Source organism: Janthinobacterium sp. AD80, from assembly GCF_002878455.1.
Taxonomy (GTDB): Bacteria; Pseudomonadota; Gammaproteobacteria; order Burkholderiales; family Burkholderiaceae_D; genus Janthinobacterium.
On sequence record NZ_NRDQ01000020.1, the window covers coordinates 1 to 22,090 of the forward strand.

Genomic DNA, 22,090 nt, shown 5'->3' on the forward strand with positions numbered 1-22,090 from the left:
CCGGGCGACATGCGCGCCACGTCGACGCCCATGGCCGCGGCCGGGCAGCCGCCGCCGGGCTGGTCGCGGTGCCGCGTGGTCAAATAGCTGTCTACGATGGCGGGCAGCGCCTGCTGCGGATCGCGCGCGACCTTCGCGCGCCAGCCTTCCAGCGATTTCTCCAGCGCATGCTGGCACGCCTCGATCATCAAGTCTTCCTTCGAGGCAAAATGGCCATAGAAGCCGCCATGCGTGAGGCCCGCGTTCTTCATCAGGTCCGCCACGCCGATGCCGTCATAGCCCTTTTCGCGAAACAGCCTGGCCGCCGTTTCGACGATGCGCTCGCGGTTCAGCGCCGCCTGCTCTCTGCTCACTTTCATATGGCCTCCCACAATAATGTCAACCATCATATAACTTTACGCCAGATTGTGCCACTCTGTTAGCAAGCGCACCGTATGGCGTCCGCGCCGCGCCGATACTGGCTTTTCGTTTCCAGGGAGGCCAGCATGAACGAAAACAAGGATCAATCCGCCGGCAACTTGCAGCGCAGCATCCAGCAGGAACAGGATCAGCGCGACGCCGCCAAGCCAGACAAACAGCAAAGCCAACAACCGGTGCAAACGGGCAACCGCAGCCAGCCTGGCACGCCCCTGCCCGCCCAGCACCTGGACAAGCCAGGCATCGAGGCGCAGATGCAGCTCAAACCCCGTTTTCTGGCACCCGACTATTGCGGCAGCGGCAAGCTGGCCGGCATGGTGGCCATCATCACGGGCGGCGATTCGGGCATCGGCCGCGCCGTGGCCGTGTTGTATGCGCGCGAAGGGGCCGATGTGGCCATCATTTATCTGAACGAACATGAAGATGCCAACGAAACCAAGCGCTACGTGGAAGCGGAAGGCCAGAGCTGCCTGTTGATTCCCGGCGACGTGCGCGAACAGCGCTTTTGCCAGGAAGCCGTCAGCCAGGTGATGTCCAGGTTCAACCATATCGATGTGCTGGTGAACAATGCCGCGTTCCAGGAACATGCGGAATCCCTGCTCGACCTGAGCGAAGAGCGTTTCGACCTGACCATGAAAACGAATGTCTACGGCTATTTCCACATGGCCAAGGCCGTACTGCCGCATTTGCAGCGGGGCGCCTCCATCATCAACACGGGTTCCGTGACGGGCTTGCAAGGCTCGAAACACTTGCTCGACTATTCCACCACCAAGGGCGCCATCCACGCGTTCACCATGGCGCTGGCCGGCAACCTGCTGGAAAAAGGCATCCGCGTGAACGCCATCGCGCCCGGCCCCGTCTGGACGCCGCTCAACCCGGCAGACAAGTCTCCGGAAGAGATCGAGAAATTCGGCGCCGACACGGACATGCGCCGCCCGGCCCAGCCCGAGGAACTGTCGCCCGCCTACGTCTTCCTCGCCTCGCCCGCCTGTTCCAGCTACATCAGCGGCATCGTCCTGCCCATCACCGGCAGCGTGGGGGAATAAGCGATGGCGCGTGCATTGTGGAAAGGCGCCATCAGCTTCGGCCTCGTGCACATCCCCGTCGAGCTGATTTCAGCCAGTCTCGACCATGAACTGGATCTGTCCATGCTGGACCGGCGCGACTTCGCCCCCATCGGCTACAAGCGCTACAACAAGCAGACGGGCAAGGACGTCGAGTGGGACGACATCATCAAGGGCTATGAATACAAGACGGACGAATACGTGGTGCTGTCCGAGGAAGACTTGAAGCAGGCCAACGTCAAGGCAACGCAAACCATCGATATATTGGCCTTTGTCGATGCGGCGGAGGTGCCGCTGACTTTTTACGAGCACCCGTATTACCTCCTGCCCGCCAAGGGCGGCGAGAAAGTCTATGCGCTGCTGCGCGAAACCTTGCGCAAGGCGAATAAAGTGGGCATCGCCACTGTAGTCATGCGCACCAAGCAGCATTTGTGCGCACTCGTCTGCATCGGTGACGCCATCGTGCTCAACACCTTGCGCTTTGCCGACGAGATCCGCGCCACGGACGACCTGGAGTTACCGGGCAGCACCCTGAAAGCGGCAGGCATCACGGATAAGGAACTCAAGATGGCGCTGTCCCTCGTGGAAGGCATGAGCGAAGCGTGGGCGCCGGAGCAATACCACGACAGCTACCGCGAAGACGTGCTGGCGCTGGTAAAAAAGAAAATCAAGGCGAAACAGACCAGGACGATTACCCCGCCGTCACCCGAACCGGAAGAGGAACGCGGCAGCAACGTGATCGACCTGGTGGCGCTGCTGCAGCAAAGCCTGGGCAAGAAAGCGCCCGCCAAGGCGCCCGCTGCCGCACCGCGCAAGAGCGCGTCCACGGCCAAGACCACGCGCAAAGCCACGCCAGCGACGCCACGCAAGGCGGCGGCGCCGCGCCGCAAGGCGGCCTGACGCTTTTGCGCGGCGTCAAGCAGGCTGCGCCTGCCCTTCCTCCGTGATCAGCGCATGGTGGGCGCCCACGGCCGCCATCACCCCATCGGCCATGGCAAAGCTGATATTGGCCATGGCGCGCGCCGCGTCGCCGGCCGCATGCACGCCCGGCACGGAAGTCATCTTCATGGCGTCCACTTGCACAATGGGTCCCATCATGCCCTCTTCCAATTCGCAACCCAGCTGCTGCGCCAGCGGACTGGCCTGCTGCACGGGGGCGGCCAGGAACAACGCCCGCAGAGGGATCAAACGGCCATCGGCCAGGCGGACGCCGGAGATCGCCGGCGACTCCCCCTCGATGGCGGTGACGGCGCTGCCCTCAATGCTGACCTTGCGCCGCGCCAGCAACGCCAGGGCGTCATCGTCGAGCGGCGGCATGCCTGCCGTGAACAGGGTCACGTCGCCCCAGTCGGCAATCAGACTGGCCTGGTGTACGGATGCGGGCAGCCGGCCCAGCACGCCGATGGGGCCGCCGCCGATTTCATAGCCATGGCAATACGGGCAATGCAGCACGCTCCGGCCCCAGCGCTCGGCCACGCCGGGCAGCTCGGGCAAGATATCGCGCACGCCCGTGGCCAGGATCAGGCGCCGCCCTTGCACCTCCGTGCCATCGTCCAGGGCCACCTGAAAGGCAAGCTTGGCGGAAGCAAGCGGCGCGGCCAGATTCACCGTGCCCGACAGCTGGGTCACGTTCGGATACGCGGCCAGCTGCGCGCGCGCCTCGGCCAGGATGGCGCTGCCGGGCTTGCCATCGTGCGCCAGCACGCCATGCGCGTGGGAGGCAAAGCGGTTGCGCGGCGTGCCGGCGTCGATGATGGCGATGGGACGGCGCGTGCGCGCCAGTTGCAGCGCTGCCGACAGACCGGCAAAGCTGCCGCCGATGATGATGACGTCAAACATGGTGAACTCCTGGCAATTAGGGGTGAGAATGGGGAGGCGGCGGGCCGCCGGCAATAAAAGGCGCGCCTTCACCGATGTCATGCAGCAGCGCCTGCAGGCTGATGTCGCCCAGGCGCGCCACCAGCATGGCTTCGGCATCGCGGTAGACGTCGGCCAGCACCCGCGTCACGGCCCGCTCGACCAGGCATTGCGAATGCGGCGCGCCGATATCGACTTTCAGCGTCACGCTTTCCTGCAAGGCCGCGTAGACGTCGCGCAGGCTGATGGCGGACAAAGGCCGCGCCAGCGACCAGCCCCCGCCATGGCCGCGCAAGGATTGCACGATGCCGGCCTGGCGCAGGCTGGCCATCGTGCGCCGCACCACCACGGGGTTTGTGTGCAGGCATTGCGCCAGGGTGTCGGAAGTCATCGGTTCGACCTGCCCGGCCATGTGCAGCAGGCCGTGCAGGACAGTGGAGAGTCGGCTCGGTGTTTTCATGTAACAAGTATAGTTACGAATAAAAGTAAACGCAAGTTAACTGCGTATGTAATGTGTTCAGGTTTTGAAATCGAGTTTTTTCATGGCCGCATCGATGCCCTTGGCGCTGCGCGCATAGCCCTCCCACGGCGCGTTGCCCACGTCGAGCCGGCTATGCACGTTACCGACATTCCATGCATCGCCCGCCTTCAGCTTGTCCAGTTCGTCCCAGCCCAGCGGCACGGAAATGCCCAGACCCGAGCGCGTGCGGGCCGACCACGCGCACACGGTGGTGGCACCGCGGCCGTTGCGCAGGTAGTCGATGAAGATCTTGCCGACCCGGTTGCTCGGTCCGCTTTTCACGACAAAGCGCTGCGGAATGAGCTGGGCCATGTGCGCCACGATGGCTTGCGAAAACGCCTTCACCGTGTCCCAGTCATGCTTGGGGCGGATGGGCACGACCACGTGCAAGCCCTTGCCGCCGCTGGTTTTCAGCCAGGCGGGCAAGCCCAGCTCCGTCAAAAAGGCGCGCAGCAGCACGGCCGCTTCCTGGATGGCGGGCCAGGCCACGCCCTTGCCCGGGTCGAGGTCGAAGACCAGGCGGTTCGGCGTGTCATAGCTGCTGGCCAGCGCATTTTGCGTGTGAAATTCCACCACATTCCATTGCGCCGCCGATAGCAAGCCTTGCGCCGTTGCAACCTCCAGCATGGGCGGATGCTCGGGATCGAGGCGCGCATCGAGTTGTTTGACGCCGGGCATTTTCGACGTGTCCGCATGCTTCTGGAAAAACAGTTCGCCTCCCACGCCGGCCGCGCGCGCACCAGCGAGACGGGCCGCCCGCGCAGATGCACGAGCATCAGCTTGCTGACCAGCGCGTAATAGCGCACGAGGTCGATCTTGCGCGCGCCACTGTCCCGGTCGATCACCCGCTCCGCATGGCTGACCTTGAAACTGGCCGGCAAGACACTGTCCGGCTCGGTATCCTTTTGCTGCATGGTTTTCTCCTTCTCGATCCGCTGCGCCCGCTCGCGCACGATGGCGGCTGGTTTCTTATCCAGGCGCAAGCCGTGAAATACGCCATGACGGATGGAACCGCCGCTGGTCCATTGCGCAAAGCTGACTTCGGCCACCAGCTGCGGCTTGACCCACAGGGGGGCGCGCACGCCGCCCGCCTTGCCCGCAAACGGACTGGTATCCACGGCCAGCGCGTCGAGGCGGCGCCGCAAATCGCGCAAGGCGGCATCGTCAAAACCGCTGCCCACATTGCCCGCATAGCGCAGCTGCCCTTCTGCATCATGGACGCCCAGCAACAGCGACCCCAGGCCTTCGCGCGCGCCCTGCGGCGCCGTATAGCCGCCGATGACGAATTCCTGGCGCTGCCCGCATTTCAGCTTGATCCAGTCGCCGGAGCGGCGCGAGACATACGGCGAACCGCGCCGCTTGCCGATCACGCCTTCCAGCCCCAGCTTGCAGGCTTGGGCCAGCAATTGCCGCGGCGCGGCGTCGAGTGTGTCACTGAAACGCACAAGCGGCGATGCCGGCAAGCTCTGCAACAACTGCCGCAGCAGCGCGCGGCGCGCCTCGACGGGCTGGCCGCGCAGATCGTGGCCATCGAAATACGGCACATCGAACAGGTAATACACGATCTCGCTCGTCGTGTCCGCCTCGAACGCGCGCTGCAGGGCGCCGAAATCGGGCCGCCCATCGGCGCCAATGACGACGATTTCGCCGTCATACCAGCCCGGCGGCAAGCCCAGCTTTTGCAAGGCCGCATGCAGCTTGGTCAGCTTGTGCGTCCAGTCATTGCCATTGCGCGTGAGCAGGGCCAGCTGTTTGCCATCGCAGCGGGTGAGGATGCGGTAGCCGTCAAATTTCGCTTCAAACAGCCAATCCTGCGCATCGGGCGGCGGCGCGTCGGCCAGGGTGGCCAGTTGCGGCGACAAGGTGGCGGGCAGTTTCGCCGCTGGCGCTACCGGCGCTGCCGGCGGACTTTCGCTCTGCTTGCGCTTCGGCACAGGTTTATGTTTGACGCTGTCGGGAAACTCGTCGACGACGGAAAACTCCAGCGCTGGCCGGGCATACTCGTCTTTTTCCTTGATCAGCAGCCAGGCCGGCTGCTTTTCGCTGCGCTTGTCGCCCTTGCCTTTCATGCGCACCAGCACCCACTTGCCATGCATCTTGTGCCCATGCAAGGTGAATTTCAGCTCGCCGGCCGCCAGCGCCTTGCGCGCGTCCGGCGTGGCCGCCTGCGGCTGCCACGTCCCCTTGTCCCAGATGATGACCTTGCCCGCGCCGTACTGCTTTTCCGGGATCGTGCCCTCGAAGCTGGAATAGGAAATGGGATGGTCTTCCACCTGCACCGCCATGCGCTTGTCGTGCGTATCGTAGCTGGGGCCTTTCGGCACGGCCCAGCTTTTCATCGTGCCATCGAGTTCCAAACGAAAATCGTAGTGCAGGCGGCTGGCCCAGTGCTTCTGGATGACGAAAGTGAGCGCAGCGCCAGGCGCCTCGTCGCCGCCAGCGGGCTCGGGCGTGATGGCGAAATTGCGCTTGGACTGGTAGGTCTTCAAGGCGGCTTTCATGGCGAACCCATGCAGTGAGGATGGCACCGAGTCTAGGCCGCCGGGGCCATCGGCGCGGTACGCCAGCTAACAGAGTGCCGACGAGAGTCCCGGCGCCAGCAAATGTAAGTGTTTGTAATTGCCCGCAATCCATGTCAACGCTATTGCCGCACGGCGCGTTTTTGCCTCAGTGACAGGGGAAATGCATCTCCTGAACTACAACCCCACTTCTCGAGGATCTGCATCATGAAAAAACGCATTGTCAATATCACTGCTACTCTGATCGCCGGCTTGTTCGCTACCGCAGCCTTTGCTCAAACGCCAGCCGTGCCAGCCAAGGCCGAAGCCAAGCACACCAAGGAAGTGGCCAACGCAGAAGCCAAGGAAACCAAGGCCGTCGTGAAAGCCGATGCGAAAGAAGCAGCCGTTGCCGCCGATGCCAAGGCCGATGTCGCCAGCGCCAAGGCTGACGCCAAAGCCACCAAGGCCAAGGCTCACCACAAGGCCAGCAAAGCCAAGGCCAAGGCCGCCGAAGACAAGGCTGAAGCGACCGCGGCAGCAGCCAAGTAATCCACCAGCTTTGCTCCACATAGAAAGACAGCTTCGGCTGTCTTTTTGTGCATGGAAAGCGGGGCCGCTACATCTGCCCAGCAGCCAAGTAATCCACCAGCCTTGCTCCACACAGAAAGACAGCTTCGGCTGTCTTTTTGTGCATGGAAAGCGGGGCCGCTACATCTGCCGGAACTGGCGCGCGAATGCCTCGCTGACCGGCAACGAGCCGCGCCCGCCCTTCAGGCGGATATGCATCGCCGTGCCATCCTTGTCGATGCGCTCGATCGCATGCAGATTGACGATGCTGCTGCGGTGAATCTGCGCAAACTGCCCGGGATCGAGCTGCTCCAGTAACTCCTTCAAGGTCAGGCGGATCAGCCCTTCCCCTGCGGCGCTCGCCACGCGCGTGTATTTGCCATCCGACTGGAAGAAATCGATCTCGCTCACCAGCAGCAGGCGCAAGGTATTGCCGGTCGACGCCTTGATCCATTTCAGGTAAGACGCCGGCCCCGCAAACACCTTCTGCCACACGGCAATTGCCGGCGGCGTGCACTCCCCGCCACGCGCCTGCAGTCGCTTGACGGTCTGCAGCAGGCGCGCTGTCGCCAGCGGCTTGACCAGGTAATCGGCGGCGCCAGCATCGAACGCCGCCAGCGCATGCTCTGCATAGGCCGTGACAAACACCACCTGGCAGTGCGCGGGCAGATGCCGCGCCACTTCCAGGCCATTCAAGCCCGGCATCTGTATATCGAGGAAGACAATGTCCGGCTGCTGTCCAGCGATCAAGGCCAGCGCCGCGATGCCATCGCCGGCCTCGCCCGCAATCTGCAAGCCTGGCCACAGCAGCTGCAGCTGGTCGCGCAGTTCCGCACGCAGTAGCGGTTCATCTTCAACGATCAAGGCGCGCGGCATCACGCACCTCCTGCCGAAAGCGGCAGGCGCAAGATGGCCGTCACGCCGCCCGGACTTGCCTGTGCTACCTCCAGGATGGCAGCCCCACCGTAAAGCAACGCCAGACGGGCATGAATATTCGACAGTCCCAATCCATGACCATGTGCTGCGCTGCCAGCCAGGCCGGCGCCGTCATCGTGCACGGCCACTTCCAGCATGCCAGCCCGCAGCGCGGCGGCGAGGCGCACGCTGCCCGGCTGCGGCACGCCCTGCAAGCCATGCCGCAATGCGTTCTCCACCAGCGAAATGAGCATGGCCGGTGGCATCGGCAAGGCGCGCAGATCGTCCTGCACGTCGATGGAGTAGGACAGGCGCTGGCCCATGCGGATCTGCATGAGGGCCAGGTAATCGCGCGCCAGGTCGATTTCGCGGCCCAGCGTCGACGATACCGAGCGCATGTCCGGCAAAGCATTCTGCAGGTAGCCAATCAGGTGGTCGAGCATCTCCAGAGCCGCAGGCGTATCCGTGCGCACCAGGTACTTCAGGTTGGCCAGGGTGTTGAACAAAAAATGCGGTTCGACCTGTGCCTGCAGCGCGGACAGGCGCGCCTGCAAGGCTTCGCGTTCGGCGGCCTGTTTACGCAATGCGGCATCCTGCGCACGCAGACGCCACGCGAGGCTGGCCTGCAGCTGCGCCGTCACCGCTTCTACGGCGCGCAACGCGCTACCGGTCTGCATGCACAGGCATTGCACGCTCAGGATGCGGCCCACGTGGATGCGTACACCCTGTCCCGGCTCCGCCCACAGGCGCACTTGCGTGGCGCCGAACAGGCAAAAAGGCCGCTGCCGCCCCAGCACGATGATGCGCTTGAACGGGTCATGCGCAAAGGCCGGTGGCCCCGTCAGGCCCAGTGCCTGGCCCGTCCCCAGGCCGGACAGCGCCTCTGCGCACAAATCAAAGCTGGTAAAAATGTCGAATGGCGACACCAGTTCACGCGAGACGCGCGCCGCCACCAGTTCCTCGCTCAGGGCAACACCTTCCTCGCTGAATTTGCGCAGCTGCTGGTGCACCATCGTGCGGGCACAGATGGCTGGCAACAGCAGCATGAACGCGCCATACGCCAGCTGCAACCAGCCCGCCGTGCTGCCTTTGAGCAGGTGCATCAGCAGCAGCAACATCAAACCCATCACTATCGCCAGTATCGGCAGCATCACGCCGTAGAGGCGCAGCACGGTCTGTTTCAGGTACGCGCGCACCAGGCGCGGATCGTGACATGGCGGAGCGGTGGAAAAGGCGATGGCGGACATGGGATGCGCTCGATATGAAGATGGCGCCATTCTAGCGTGCAGACCAGCCTGCCCGGCCAGCATGCGACAGGCGGGCAGCATCGCTGCATGAAGCACCGTCTGTGAAGCATGAATGCGGCATGCGACAGGCAGAGTGTAAGCGTTTGTAATGTCCGTCAACGCGAGCATTCGCAGCCGCGTTTTCTGCTCAGTGACACGGGAATCATCCCGCCACACCAGACAAACCACCACCGAGGACTGCACCATGAAAAACCGCATCGTCAATATCACCGCTACCCTGATCGCCGGCCTGTTCGCCACCGCAGCCTTCGCCCAAACGCCAGCCGCTCCGGCAGCGCCGGCAGCATCGGTACCGGCCAAAGTGGAAGCGGCCCACACCAAGGCAGTCGCGAAAGCGGACGCCAAGGAAGCGCAAGCCGTCGTGAAGGCCGATGCGAAAGAAGCCAAGGCAGTCGTCGCCGCGAAAACGGAAGTGGCCAGCGCCAAGACGGAAGCTGTCGCCACCAAAGCCAAGGCCCATCACAAGGCCAAGAAAACCAAGGCCAAGGCCGACGAAAAGCTGGCATCGGCCACCGCTGAAGCAGCGCCTGCCGTCACCAAATAATCGCCCTCGTACCCGCAATCACCAGCCCACTTTACTACCAAGGATTACATCATGAAAAAAGTCATCGCTACCCTGATCGCCGGCCTGTTCGCTACCGCAGCCTTTGCCCAAACGCCAGCCGCTCCGGCAGCATTGGTGCCTGCCAAGGCGGAAGCGGCCCACACCAAGGCCGTGGCCAAGGCTGAAGCCAAGGAAACCAAGGCCGTCGTGAAGGCCGATGCAAAAGAAGCGGCAGTTGCCGCCGATGCGAAGGCCGACGTGGCCAGCGCCAAGGCCGATGCCAAAGTGACGAAAGCCAAGGCGCATCACAAGGCCAAGAAAGCCAAACTGGCGGCGGACGAAGCGAAAGCGGCGGAAGCCATTCCAGCAACGCCGGCGAAGTAATCCGCCGCGCTTCCAGAAAAAGACAGCTTCGGCTGTCTTTTTGCTTTGCGCGACCACAGCAACACCTGAAAGCACTGGCCCCCCTCTGCCAGGGCCCATGTAAAAGCATGTAAAGAAACGAAAAACAACGCTTTCCAGTCACAAAAAATTTGCCACCCTGACCACCGCTCAAATAGAATTGCGAATTATTCTCATTTGCATTCATCTATCAGGAGCCGTTTCATGCCAGGTCGTACCGTCCCCTCTTCCCGCCCCGCACTGTCGCTGCATCCGCTGGCCCTGGCCATTTCACTGGCGCTGGGCGCCGGCATGGCGCATGGTGCCGAGAGCACCGCGGCCGAAGGCGCCGCCGACGACGCGCCGGTAATGCAGACCATCACGGTCACGGGCAGCAGCGACGCGAACGCGTACACGACGCGCAAGAGCGCCTCCGCCAGCAAGTTCGACCTGTCGCTGCGCGACACGCCGCAAGCCGTCTCCGTCGTCACGCGCGCGCAGATGGACGATTTCAAGCTCGACAACGCCAGCAAGGTGCTGGCGCAAACGACAGGCGTGACGGTGGAAGCGGTGGAAACGGACCGCACCTATTACACGGCGCGCGGCTACGACATCACCAATTTCCAGTTCGACGGCGTGGGCATTCCTTTCGTCTTCGGCAACGTGATGGGCGACCTCGATACGGCGCTGTTCGAGCGCGTCGACATCGTGCGCGGCGCGAACGGTCTGATTTCCTCCACCGGCAATCCATCGGCCACCGTCAACTTCGTGCGCAAGCGACCGACGGCCGGCCTGGCCGCTGCCGCGGGCGTCACCCTCGGCTCCTGGAATACGCGCCGCCTCGATGCCGACGTATCGACGCCGCTCAGCGCCGATGGCAAGGTGGCCGCGCGCTTTGTCGTCGCGCATGAAGAGGGCGATTCCTACCTGGACCGCTACTCGCCGCGCAAGGATGTCGCCTACGCCATCGTCGAAGCGAAACTCACGCCAGCGACAACCGTGGCCGTGGGCCACAGCTACCAGAACAACCTGGCCAAAGGCGGCATGTGGGGCGCCCTGCCCATCGCCTACACGGACGGTACGCCGACCAACTACCCCATTTCCACCTCGACCTCGGCCGACTGGTCGCGCTGGAGCATCCTCAACAACAGCACCTTCGCCGAACTGGCGCACCAGTTCAATGCCGACTGGCGCGTGACCGCCACCGCCACCTACAACCGCTCCAGCTCCGACTCAAAGCTGTTCTATGTTTACGGCACGCCGGACAAGGCCACGGGCGACGGCTTGTTCAGCTATCCGTCACGCTACGGCTCGACCAACAAGCAGCGCCTGCTCGATGTCGCCGCCACGGGAAAATTCACGCTGGCAGGGCGCCAGCATGACCTGAGCATGGGGCTGGCCTGGTCGAAATCCACGCTCGACGATATCTCCTATTATGGCCGCGGCATCGGCACGGCCCTGCCGAACGGCACGGCGTTCGACGGCTCCTACCCTGAACCGGCCTTTGACGCCTCGACCGATGGCAGCGCCTACCAGGACGAACGCAAGAACGCCTACCTGGCCGCCCGGTTCAACCTGGCCGACAGTGCCAAACTGCTGGCAGGCGTAAACACCGTCAAGGCCGACAGCACGGGCAGCGCGTATGGCGTCAGCCAGGCCAAGTCGCAAAGTGACACCACGCCGTATATCGGCCTGGTGTATGACATCGACCGCCATGTGTCGGCCTACGGCAGCTACACGGAGATCTTCAACCCGCAAAGCAGCATCGACAGCACGGGCCAGACCCTGGCGGCAGCCACCGGCAAGAGCCTGGAAGCGGGCCTGAAAAGCGACTGGTTCGATGGCCGCTTGAACCTGTCCGGCGCGCTGTTCAAGACGCGCCAGAAGAACGTGGCCGAAGCGGCCGGCACCACGCCCGACTTCAAGACTTTCTACAAGGGCGTCGATTCGGACTCGCAGGGTTTCGAGCTAGATGCCTCAGGCGAACTGGCGAAGGGCTGGCAAGCCAGCGCCGGCTATTCCCAGCTGCGCATCAAGGGCGACGACGGCAAGGATGCGCGCACCTTCATTCCGCGCAAGCAGTTCCACCTTGCCACCACCTACCATGTGCCGGCCGTACCGGCGCTGAAAGTGGGCGCCAGCCTGACCTGGCAGGACGCCATCTACAACCGCATCGACGACACGACCACCCTGCACCAGGGTGCGTATGCGCAACTGGGCCTGATGGCCAGCTACGCCATCAGCCGCAATGTCAGCCTGTCGCTGAATGTGAACAACGTGACGGACAAGAAGCACCTGACGAGCCTGTACTGGACCCAGTCGCTGTATGCAGCCGGCCGCAATGGCAGCGCCACCCTGAGCTGGAAATACTAGGGAGCCGCCATGCGACTGCGTCCTTCGATGGTGGTTCTGCACCGCTGGTTTGGCCTGGCGGTGGCGCTTTTTCTCTTCGTTTCCGGTCTGACGGGTGCCGTGATCTCGTGGGATCACGAACTTGATGCCTGGCTCAATCCGCAGCTGTTCCACGCCGCCAGCGACACGGAAGCGGGGGTGGCAAAGTCGGGCCTGGAACTGGCGCGCCAGCTCGAGGCGCAGAACCCGCGCCTGCGCGTCAACTACACGCTCACGGCGATCGAGCCTGGCCACACGGCGCTGCTATCGGTCGAGAGCCGGCTCGACCCCGCGACGGGCAAGCCTTTTGAGCCGGGCTTCAATCAGGTGGCCATCGATCCCGTCACGGGCGCCATCCAGGGCACGCGCCAGTGGGGCGTGGTCTCGCTGACGCGCGAAAACCTGCTGCCCTTCCTGTACAAGCTGCACTACACCATGCACATTCCCGATGGCTGGGGCATCGAACTGGGCGTGTGGTTGATGGGCATCGTCGGCATCGTGTGGCTGTTCGATTGCGGCATCGCGCTGTACCTGTCGTTCCCGAACTGGCGCAGCTGGCGCAAATCGCTGGCCTTCCGCTGGCGCGAAGGCGGCCACAAACTGAACTTCGACCTGCACCGCTCGGGCGGCGTGTGGGTCTGGTTGCTGCTGCTGGTGCTGGCCGTCACCTCTGTCTCGATGAATCTGCAAACCCAGGTGATGCGCCCGCTGGTGGCGAAATTTTCCACCCTCAGCCCGAATGCTTTCGACAGCCGCACGCCGCAGCCGCCGGAAAAACCCATCGAGCCGCTGCTGACGCGCGAACAGGCGGTGGCGCTGGCAAAAACGGAAGCGACAAGACGCGGCTGGACGCTGCCCGCTGGCGGCGTGTTTTACTCATCCAGCTACGGCCTGTACGGCGTGGGCTTCTTCGAGGCGGACAACGACCATGGCGACGGTGGCCTGGGCAATGCGTGGCTGTATTTCGATGGCCGCGACGGCAAGCCGGCCGGCGGCGTGGTGCCGGGCACGGGCAGCGCGGGCGACATCTTCCTGCAGGCGCAATTCCCGCTGCATTCGGGGCGCATCCTCGGCCTGCCGGGACGCATCCTGATTTCCGCCATGGGCCTGGTGGTGGCCATGCTGAGCGCGACGGGACTGGTCATCTGGCTGCGCAAGCGCCGCGCGCGCATGCGGCAAGCGGAAAAAACGCCGACGCAGGAAGCGCCAGCACACCCGCTTCATGCAAACTTCAGCAAATAAACCAGGCGGATCGCCACACGGCGGCGCTATTGGGCGACACTGTCCGTCCGACCCATCGCCACGAAAGCTGTMCMKGCGGCAGCTGCGGAACCAGCTCCTGCGCCTGCACCAGCCAAGTAAGCAGCACGGCATCAAGCAAAAAGACAGGGTTTTCCCTGTCTTTTTTTTCGCCCGCTTATTTAGGCATCAGCACCGTGTCGATGACGTTGATCACGCCATTCGACTGGTACACGTCATAGGTGCTGATGTTGGCGCTATTGCCGCTTTCATCCATCACGACGATGTTGTGCATGCCGTTCATGGCGAACATCAGCTTGCCGCCGCTGGCCGTCGGCAGGGTTGCCTTGCCGTCGTGCATCTTGATTTCCTTGGCCAGCGCCTTGAAGTCGTATTTTCCCGGTACCACGTGGTAAGTGAGGATCTTTGTCAGGGTGGCCTTGTTTTCCGGCTTCACCAGGGTGTCGACGGTGCCGGCAGGCAGCTTGCCAAAGGCCGCATTCGTCGGTGCGAACACGGTAAATGGCCCCTTGCCTTTCAGGGTATCGACCAGGCCGGCCGCCTTGACGGCAGCGACCAGGGTCGTGTGGTCGGCTGAATTGACGGCGTTATCGACAATGTCCTTGCTCGGGTACATGCTCTGGCCACCCACCATGGTGGTCATGTCGGCGGCAAAGGGAGCGCTGGCGGCCAGCATGGATGTAACAAACAGTGCTGCGGGAAGGAAGGTGCGCATGATGGATCTCCTGGATGACTGCGTGTGCATGATTGCAGGAGTACTTACGCGGTGGGGCGGGGATTGGATTCAACTTATTTTTTTGATTTTGTCCTGATTTAGGGCGGGGCTGGTGTCGGCTTACGCGCCATGCGCTAAGCCGACCTACCGCGCCATGCGCCTAGCCTACCTGCCGCGCCGCGCGCCAGGCCGACCTGCGGTGCGGGCAGACGCAGGCATAAAAAAACGGCGCCATGCTGTGCACGGCGCCGTTTCAGGCAGGCTCCCTTGTCGCGGGCCGGAAAGGTTCCAGCCCGCGGTGCCGGGAAACTAGTTGGCCGCCACTTGCGGCTCCGTCTCGCCCCAGCCGCCGCCCAGGGCGCGGATCAGCGCCACGGTGGTGACGGCGCGGTTGCCGCGCAATTGCACGGCATTGCGCTCGATGGTCGCCAGGTTGCGCTGCGCGTCGAGCAAATCAAGGTAGCTGGAGCGGCCGGCGTCGTACAGCTTTTGCGCCAGGTCGGCCGAACGGCGCGCCGAAACGACGGCTTCGTCGATCTGCTGCGTCTGGCCCGACAGGATGCGCAGGCCGGCCAGGTTGTCTTCCACCTCGGCGAAGGCCACCAGCACGCTCTGGCGATACGTCGCCACCGACTCTTCCAGCTGTGCTTCGCTGCGGCTCACGGCCGCCTTGTTGCGGCCACCGTCGATGATCGGCATCGACATCAGGGCGCCCAGCAGCCAGGAGCGGCTGCTCCACTTGAAGATGTCCGAGAAGGTGTCGGACGCGCCGCCACCGGACGCGTTCAGGGTCAAGGCCGGGAACATGGCCGATTTCGCCACGCCGATGCGCGCATTCGACGCTTCCATGGTGCGCTGCGCCGAGGCGATGTCGGGACGGCGCTCAAGCAGGGACGACGGCATGCCGGCCGGGATCACGGGCAGGAAGCCGCTGTCCTGCAGCGGGTTGACGGTCGCCGTGAAGCTGGCAGCCGGTTTGCCCAGCAGGACGGCCAGCGCATGTTCGCTGGTGGCGCGCTGGCGCTGCAGGCCGATGGCTTCGGCGCGTGTCGTCGACAGCTCCGTGCGGGCACGCGACAGGTCGAATTCACCGATGTCGCCCAGGTCGTAGCGGCGCTGGTTCACGTGCACGCTTTCCTCGCGCAGCCGCACCGTCTGCTCCAGGGTCGCCAGTTCCGCATCCGTGGCGCGCAGCTGGAAGTAGGTCTGCGCCACATCCGCCTGCAGGGACAGCAGCACGGAACGGTAGGTCGCTTCCACGGCCAGCGCATCGCTGCGCGAAGCACTGACGTTCGATGCGACTCTGCCGAACAGGTCGACTTCGTAGCTGGCCGTCAGGTTGGCCTGGTAGACATTCGTGGCCGCCACCGGCGCGCCATTCGGCAAGCCCAGCGACACGGCGGAGGCGCGATTGCGCTGGCCGCCCACGTTCACGCCCACTTGCGGAATGCGGTCCGCTTCGGCGATGCCGGCAATCGCCCTCGCCTGCTTGACGCGGGCGGCGGCGACGGCCAGGTTGGCGTTGGCCTGCGTGGCTTCGCCAATCAGGCTGGTCAAGGCCGGATCATTGAAGGCCAGCCACCATTCGCCGCGCGCCTGGCGTTCGGCTGGCACGCCCTGCTTCCAGCGCGTGCCGTCGGCTGCCGTCTGCACGGCAGGCACTTGCGCTTCCTTGAACGCGGTTGGCGTTTCGATCTGCGGCTGCTTGAACTCGGGCGCCGCGCAGGCGGCCAGCAGCACGGCCGCTGCCATGGCCGTCAAGGCCGTGCGCAGGGCCGGAGCCGCGCGCCGCGCGGCGGTCCGCGCACTCAGATTGGTTTTCAATATATATCTCCTTCCAGGTCCAGCGCTGGCGCAGCTGTTGGCTTGGCGGCAGCGGCGGCTGGTTTTTTCTCAAAACGCTGCGCCAGGGTGCGCAGCAATACATAGAACACGGGCGTCAGGAACAGACCGAAGAAGGTCACGCCCAGCATGCCGGCGAACACCGCCACGCCCATCGCATGGCGCATTTCCGAACCGGCGCCGTGCGAGAACACCAGGGGCACCACGCCCATGATGAAGGCGATCGACGTCATCAGGATCGGACGCAGACGCAAACGGCACGCTTCCAGCGCGGCTTGCACGACGCTGCGGCCATGGTCTTCCAGCTCGCGGGCAAATTCCACGATCAGAATCGCATTCTTCGACGCCAGCCCCACCAGCACGAACAGCGCGATCTGGGTAAACACGTTGTTGTCGCCACCGGTCAGCTTCACACCCAGCAAGGCGCAAAGGATGGACATCGGCACGATCAGGATCACGGCCAGCGGCAGGGTCCAGCTTTCGTACTGGGCGGCCAGCACCAGGAACACCAGCAGCACGCACAGCGGGAAGACATAGATCATCGTATTGCCGGACAAGATGTCCTGATAGGTCAGCTCCGTCCACTCATACGAAATCCCCTGCGGCAGCACTTCCTTGGCGATGCGCTCCAGCGCGACTTGCGCCTGGCCGCTCGATACGCCAGGGGCTGCGCCGCCATTGAAGTCGGCTGCGGCGTAGGCGTTGTAGCGCTGCACGCGGTCCGGGCCATAGCTGTCCTTGACACGCATCAAGGAGGACAGCGGGATCATCTCGCCCTTGTCATTGCGTACTTTCAGCTGCGCGATATCCTGCGCATGCGAACGGAATGCCGCATCGGCCTGCACGCGCACCTGGTAGGTGCGGCCAAACTGGTTGAAGTCATTCACATACAGCGAACCGAGGTTGATCTGCAAGGTCTGGTAAATCGTTTGCAGCTGGACGCCCATCTGCTTGGCTTTCACGCGGTCGACGTCGGCAAACAGCTGCGGCACGTTGATCTGGTAGCCCGAGAACACGCCCGCCAGTTCCGGCGTCTGGTAAGCCTTGGCGGCCAGCGCCTGCGTGGCGTTGTACAGCGCGTCGTAACCGAGGTTGCCACGGTCTTCGATCATCATCTTGAAGCCGCCGATGGTACCCAGGCCGTTGACCGGCGGTGGCGGGAAGACCATGATGAAGGCGTCCTGGATGCCGCCCAGGCGCTTGTTGATCTCGGCCGCGATGGCGCCGCCCGACAATTCCTTGCTGGTGCGCTCATCGAACGGTTTCAAGGTGGCGAAGACGATACCGGCGTTCGGCGCATTGGTGAAGTCGTTGATCGACAGGCCGGGGAAGGCAATGGTCGACTCGACGCCAGGCACCGACTTGATCACGTCCGACATGCGGCGCACGACATCTTCCGTGCGGTCCAGCGAAGCGGCATCAGGCAATTGCGCAAAACCCACCAGGTACTGCTTGTCCTGCGCTGGCACGAAGCCGGCCGGCACGGACTTGAAGGTGAAGATGGCGGCGACGACCAGCAGCGCATACACGCCCAGCGAGGCGCTCTTGCGGCCCAGCACACCTTTGACGCCCGCTTCATAGCGGTGCGAAGCACGGCCGAAGAAGCGGTTGAACCAGGCGAAGAAGCGGCCGAAGACCTTGTCCATGCCGCGCGTCAGCGCGTCTTTCGGCGCATCGTGCGGCCTCAGGAGAGCGGCCGACAGGGCGGGCGCCAGAGTCAGCGAGCTGAATGCGGAAATCACGGTCGAAATGGCGATCGTCAGCGCGAACTGGCGATAGAACTCGCCGGACAAGCCTGGCACGAAGGCGATCGGCACGAACACGGCGCACAGCACCAGGGCGATGGCGACGATAGGACCGCTGACCTCTTTCATGGCCTGGATGGTGGCGTCGCGCGGCGACAAGCCCTCTTCGATATTGCGCTCGACGTTTTCCACCACCACGATGGCATCATCGACCACGATACCGATGGCCAGCACCAGACCGAACAGCGACAGGGTGTTGATCGAGAAGCCAAAGCCCAGCATCACGGCAAAGGTGCCGACGATGGAGACGGGCACGGCCAGCAGCGGAATGATCGATGCGCGCCAGGTTTGCAGGAAGATGATCACCACCAGCACCACCAGGGCGATGGCTTCGAGCAGCGTATGGATCACGGCTTCGATCGACGAGCGCACGAACTGCGTCGGGTCGTACTCGATGCGGTATTCCACGCCTTGCGGGAAGTCTTTTTTCAGTTCCTCCATCTTGGCGCGCACGTCGGAAGACAGTTGCAGCGCGTTGGCATTCGGTGCCTCGAAAATACCCATGCCGACGGCCGGATTATTGTTCAGCAGCGAACGCAGCGAATAGCTGTTGGCGCCCATTTCCACGCGCGCCACGTCCTTCAGGTGCGTCACGGCGCCGTCGGCATTGGTGCGCACGATGATGGCGCCAAATTCCTCGGGCGTCTGCAGACGGCCCTGGGTATTGACGGTCAGCTGGAAGTCCGAGTTTTTTGCCGGCGAGGCGCCGATGACACCTGCGGCCACCTGCACGTTCTGCTCGCGGATGGCGTCGACGACGTCATTGGCCGTCATGCCGCGCGCCGCCACTTTCTGCGGGTCGAGCCAGATGCGCATGGCGTAGTCACCCGCGCCAAAGATCTGGATATCACCCATGCCGGACAAGCGCGCCAGCTGGTCCTTGACGTTGAGCACCGCGTAGTTACGCAAGTACATGTCGTCATAGCGCTTGTTCGGCGACACCAGATGCACCACCATGGTCAGGTTGGGCGACGATTTGACGGTCGTCACGCCGATCTGGCGCACTTCTTCGGGCAGGCGCGGCAAGGCGCGCTGCACGCGGTTCTGCACCTGCGTCTCGGCCTGCTCGACGTTGGTGCCGATCTTGAAGGTCACGGTCAGCATCATGGCGCCATCGGAGGTGTTTTGCGAGGACATGTAGAGCATGTTCTCGACACCGTTGATCTGCTCTTCGAGCGGCGCGGCGACGGTTTCGGCGATCACTTTCGGGTTAGCGCCCGGATACTGCGCGCGCACCACCACGGATGGCGGCACGACGTCGGGATATTCGGAGATGGGCAAGCCGAAAATCGACAGTAGCCCGGCCACGAATATGACAATCGACAGTACCGCCGCAAAAATCGGCTTGTCGATGAAAAAGCGGGAAAAATTCATGTTTATTCCTTGGAAGTCGATGCAGCTTTCGCGGCGATCTTGGCGTCTTTTGCTTCAGGTTTTGCGGGGGCGGCCGGCGCGCTCGGATCGAAATCCATGGCTACCATCTGCGGCGTCACCGGGGCGCCGGGGCGCACGCGCTGCAAGCCGTTGACAACCACTTTTTCGCCTGCCTTCAGGCCTTCGCGCACCACGCGCAAGCCGTCCGAGTTCGGGCCCAGCTTGACGGCGCGGTACTCGGCCTTGTTGTCGGCGCCCACCACGTAGACGTATTTGCGGCTTTGGTCCGTGCCGACGGCGCGGTCGCTGATCAGGAGCGCCGTGCTTTGCGCCTGCGGGCCATTGCCGCCATCGAGCTGGATGCGGGCGAACAGGCCGGGCACCAGCTGGCGGTCCGTGTTGGCGAAGGTGGCGCGCATGCGCACGCTGCCGGTTGCCGGGTCGAGCTGGTTGTCGACGAATTCCAGCTTGCCCTCATGCGGGAAGCCCGTTTCGTTGGCCAGGCCTACCTTGACGGTGACGGGCGTGCCCTTTTGCGCCGTGCCGGCCACGCGCAGATAAGTATCTTCATCGCCGTCGAAGCTGGCGTAGATGCGGTCCGTCGACACCACGGAAGTGAGGATGGCGGAAGCGTCGATCAGGTTGCCGACGGTGATTTCCGCCTTGCTGACACGGCCGCTGATCGGCGCCTGCACCTGCGTGTACGACAGGTTCAGCTTGGCCGCTTCATACGCGGCTTGGGCCGAGCGGGCGTTGGCGTCCAGCTCTTTCAGGCCCGAGGCTTTTTCATCGAATTCGCGCTGGGCGATGGCTTTTTCGGCCAGCAGCTTTTCAGCGCGCGACAGTTCCAGCTTGGCCAGTTCTGCCTTGGCGCGGGCCGATGCGGCCGTGCCTTCGGCGCGCGAGACTTCCGCCTGGAACGGGCGCGGATCGATGACGAACAGCACGTCGCCCTTTTTCACTTCGCTGCCCGGCTTGAAGTTGACGGCGGTGATGAAGCCGCCGACTCTCGAGCGGATTTCCACGCGCTCGATCGCTTCCAAGCGGCCCGAGAATTCCTGCGTTTCCGTGATCTGTTTTTCCACCACGGCGGCGGCCGAGATGGGCGGGCCGCCGGCCGCTGGCGCGTCGGGCACCTTGCTGTTGGCCGAATCGCAGCCGGCCAGGCTCACCGCCACCAGTCCTGCCAGCGCGAGCGAGGCGGCCAGGGGCTTCAGTAGAGTGGAAAATTGTTGAACGTTTTTCATTTTATTTCCCTGTTTTATGAAAATTTCTAATGGTATGGGCGGCAGGAAGCAACCCAGCTAAAAAGAGTGAATGGTGGTGCCATGGCGCCCGACGGCGCTCGATCAAAGGTAAACAGGCCGCCAGCCGGTTAAAAGCAGACGGGGACGACGAAGCTGGCTGTGCGAGCGCACAACGCAGACAAGATGGGAACTACACTATGCAGTGTAGCAACCGAAACTCAAAAAGTAAACTGATTAGTGTAAATTTTTTATGGCGCCGCAGAAAGCGGCTTCATGACTCGGGTTCCTGGCCCAGTCCGGCAACGAAACTGCTGATTTCGCTCAATACCTGCACCTTGCAGGCACACTCATTGCGGGCGGTAGCATCTTGCAGGGGCGCGGCGGCCATGCGCCGCACGGTGGTCTTGATGCCGCAGGCAATTAATTTGCTGCCGTATTGTTCAGCTTCATCGCGTAATGGATCATCTTCGCTCGACAGGATGAGCGCCGGCGGCAGGTTCTTCAGACGGCTCGACTGCAATGGCGACGCATACGGATGGGTACGGTCAGCGGCATTCGGCAGATAGCCACGGTAGGCGGCGGCGCATTGATCGGCCACTTCCGCCAGGTCCGGGCAGGTCGGCAAGGAACGCATCGAGCACGTCGACAGGCCGGGATCGAGCATGGGCATGATCAGCACCTGGCCCGCGAGGGGCGGGCCGCCCCGGTCGCGCGACATCATGGCGCACACGGCAGCCAGGTTGGCGCCCGCCTCGATGCCCGACACCAGCATCTGCTTGCCCGTCCAGCCCAGCTTGGACTTGTTCTTTTTCGCCCACAGCAAGACGGCATGCGCGTCTTCCACGGCGGCGGGGAATGGCCGCACCTTGGCCAGGGTATAGTTCGAAGCCAGCACCACGTGGTCGGGGTTGCTCAGCACCAGGCAGCGCAGGAAGTCGTCAGCATCTTCCAGGTCGCCATCGACAAAGCCGCCGCCATGGAAGAAAACGATCAGGCTGGCCTGCTTGGCGCCTGGCACGCCGGCCGTGTAGAGACGCGCAGCGAGCGCATCTTGTGCGCCCTGCACTTGAATGTCGCGTATCTTCAGCGCCTGCCCTGGGGCAAGCTCGGCAGCGGTGCCGGCAATGCTCATTGCGCCACCACCGGCTGCACCGCAGCATCGATGACCGTGTCGTTCAGGCACAACAGGGTACCGCCTACTTCATGGGTCAGGGCGCTATAACCGCTGGCTTCGCTTTGCGCCGCCAGTGAATATGCATCCGTCGATACCATCGCGGCCAGAGCCAGCACACTCGCCACGAGGGCGAATACTGCAAAGTTTCCATTCCGATGAGCCATGATCTTTCTCCTGTTGTGCTTCCTGCGGCATCACATTTATGCTGC

18 protein-coding genes and 1 pseudogene are annotated in these 22,090 nt (G+C 63.4%); 7 read left to right on the forward strand and 12 right to left on the reverse strand.

Annotated elements, in window-relative coordinates; translation table 11 throughout:
• A partial coding sequence (locus tag JaAD80_RS04645) for a TetR/AcrR family transcriptional regulator (RefSeq protein ID WP_146012253.1) occupies positions 1 to 359 on the reverse strand: 359 nt, incomplete at its 3' end.
• 126 nt (positions 360 to 485) lie between these two features.
• Between JaAD80_RS04645 and JaAD80_RS04650 the strand changes: the two genes are divergently transcribed.
• Complete coding sequence (locus tag JaAD80_RS04650) at positions 486 to 1,463, forward strand: SDR family oxidoreductase (protein ID WP_102293100.1); 978 nt, start codon at positions 486 to 488, stop codon at positions 1,461 to 1,463.
• 3 nt (positions 1,464 to 1,466) lie between these two features.
• Positions 1,467 to 2,381: a Ku protein gene (locus JaAD80_RS04655; RefSeq protein ID WP_102293101.1), complete on the forward strand. Its 915-nt coding sequence runs from the start codon at positions 1,467 to 1,469 to the stop codon at positions 2,379 to 2,381.
• 15 nt (positions 2,382 to 2,396) lie between these two features.
• Here the strand turns inward: JaAD80_RS04655 and JaAD80_RS04660 are convergent, their stop codons facing one another.
• The 3 genes and pseudogenes from JaAD80_RS04660 to ligD form a co-directional block, all read right to left on the reverse strand.
• On the reverse strand, positions 2,397 to 3,320 hold the full coding sequence (locus JaAD80_RS04660) for an NAD(P)/FAD-dependent oxidoreductase (RefSeq protein ID WP_102293102.1): 924 nt from the start codon (positions 3,318 to 3,320) through the stop codon (positions 2,397 to 2,399).
• 16 nt (positions 3,321 to 3,336) lie between these two features.
• The gene (locus tag JaAD80_RS04665) at positions 3,337 to 3,798 is read right to left on the reverse strand and encodes an Rrf2 family transcriptional regulator (protein WP_102293103.1); all 462 of its coding nucleotides are present in this window, start codon (positions 3,796 to 3,798) and stop codon (positions 3,337 to 3,339) included.
• A gap of 57 nt (positions 3,799 to 3,855) precedes the next feature.
• Positions 3,856 to 6,359: pseudogene (gene ligD, locus JaAD80_RS04670) on the reverse strand (DNA ligase D).
• Positions 6,360 to 6,584: 225 nt separating this feature from the next.
• Between ligD and JaAD80_RS04675 the strand changes: the two are divergent.
• Positions 6,585 to 6,908 carry a hypothetical protein gene (locus JaAD80_RS04675; RefSeq protein WP_102293104.1) on the forward strand — a complete coding sequence of 108 codons (324 nt, stop codon included), beginning with the start codon at positions 6,585 to 6,587 and terminating at the stop codon, positions 6,906 to 6,908.
• A 159-nt stretch (positions 6,909 to 7,067) separates the two neighbouring features.
• Here the strand turns inward: JaAD80_RS04675 and JaAD80_RS04680 are convergent, their stop codons facing one another.
• Positions 7,068 to 7,802, reverse strand: a complete 735-nt coding sequence (locus JaAD80_RS04680; protein ID WP_102293105.1) for a LytTR family DNA-binding domain-containing protein — start codon at positions 7,800 to 7,802, stop codon at positions 7,068 to 7,070.
• Entirely contained in the window at positions 7,802 to 9,088 is a 1,287-nt protein-coding gene (locus JaAD80_RS04685) for a sensor histidine kinase (RefSeq protein ID WP_180979301.1), read from the reverse strand. Before JaAD80_RS04685 ends, JaAD80_RS04680 begins: the two co-directional genes overlap by 1 nt.
• Before the next feature lie 244 nt (positions 9,089 to 9,332).
• Between JaAD80_RS04685 and JaAD80_RS04690 the strand changes: the two genes are divergently transcribed.
• The 4 genes from JaAD80_RS04690 (at position 9,333) to JaAD80_RS04705 (ending at position 13,706) form a co-directional block, all read left to right on the forward strand.
• Complete coding sequence (locus tag JaAD80_RS04690) at positions 9,333 to 9,692, forward strand: hypothetical protein (protein ID WP_102293235.1); 360 nt, start codon at positions 9,333 to 9,335, stop codon at positions 9,690 to 9,692.
• Between the two features lie 51 nt (positions 9,693 to 9,743).
• Positions 9,744 to 10,076: a hypothetical protein gene (locus JaAD80_RS04695; RefSeq protein WP_102293107.1), complete on the forward strand. Its 333-nt coding sequence runs from the start codon at positions 9,744 to 9,746 to the stop codon at positions 10,074 to 10,076.
• Between the two features lie 222 nt (positions 10,077 to 10,298).
• Positions 10,299 to 12,446 carry a TonB-dependent siderophore receptor gene (locus JaAD80_RS04700; protein ID WP_102293108.1) on the forward strand — a complete coding sequence of 716 codons (2,148 nt, stop codon included), beginning with the start codon at positions 10,299 to 10,301 and terminating at the stop codon, positions 12,444 to 12,446.
• 15 nt (positions 12,447 to 12,461) lie between these two features.
• Positions 12,462 to 13,706, forward strand: a complete 1,245-nt coding sequence (locus JaAD80_RS04705; RefSeq protein WP_102293236.1) for a PepSY domain-containing protein — start codon at positions 12,462 to 12,464, stop codon at positions 13,704 to 13,706.
• Positions 13,707 to 13,881: 175 nt separating this feature from the next.
• Here JaAD80_RS04705 and JaAD80_RS04710 read toward each other — a convergent pair whose 3' ends face one another.
• The 6 genes from JaAD80_RS04710 to JaAD80_RS30115 all read right to left on the reverse strand — a co-directional run bounded on the left by JaAD80_RS04710 (position 13,882) and on the right by JaAD80_RS30115 (position 22,045).
• The gene (locus JaAD80_RS04710; protein ID WP_374755225.1) at positions 13,882 to 14,439 is read right to left on the reverse strand and encodes a fasciclin domain-containing protein; all 558 of its coding nucleotides are present in this window, start codon (positions 14,437 to 14,439) and stop codon (positions 13,882 to 13,884) included.
• Positions 14,440 to 14,748: 309 nt separating this feature from the next.
• Positions 14,749 to 16,191 carry an efflux transporter outer membrane subunit gene (locus tag JaAD80_RS04715; RefSeq protein ID WP_102293237.1) on the reverse strand — a complete coding sequence of 481 codons (1,443 nt, stop codon included), beginning with the start codon at positions 16,189 to 16,191 and terminating at the stop codon, positions 14,749 to 14,751.
• Positions 16,192 to 16,259: 68 nt separating this feature from the next.
• A complete protein-coding gene (locus JaAD80_RS04720; protein WP_102293110.1) occupies positions 16,260 to 19,460 on the reverse strand; it encodes an efflux RND transporter permease subunit in 3,201 nt (1,066 codons plus the stop codon).
• A 2-nt stretch (positions 19,461 to 19,462) separates the two neighbouring features.
• Positions 19,463 to 20,707, reverse strand: coding sequence for an efflux RND transporter periplasmic adaptor subunit (locus JaAD80_RS04725; RefSeq protein WP_102293111.1), 1,245 nt, complete (start codon positions 20,705 to 20,707; stop codon positions 19,463 to 19,465).
• A 271-nt stretch (positions 20,708 to 20,978) separates the two neighbouring features.
• Positions 20,979 to 21,839 (reverse strand): alpha/beta hydrolase, encoded by an 861-nt coding sequence (locus JaAD80_RS04730; RefSeq protein WP_102293112.1) that lies wholly within the window; start codon positions 21,837 to 21,839, stop codon positions 20,979 to 20,981.
• Positions 21,836 to 22,045, reverse strand: a complete 210-nt coding sequence (locus JaAD80_RS30115; protein ID WP_146012254.1) for a hypothetical protein — start codon at positions 22,043 to 22,045, stop codon at positions 21,836 to 21,838. Before JaAD80_RS30115 ends, JaAD80_RS04730 begins: the two co-directional genes overlap by 4 nt.
• Positions 22,046 to 22,090: the final 45 nt, after the last annotated feature.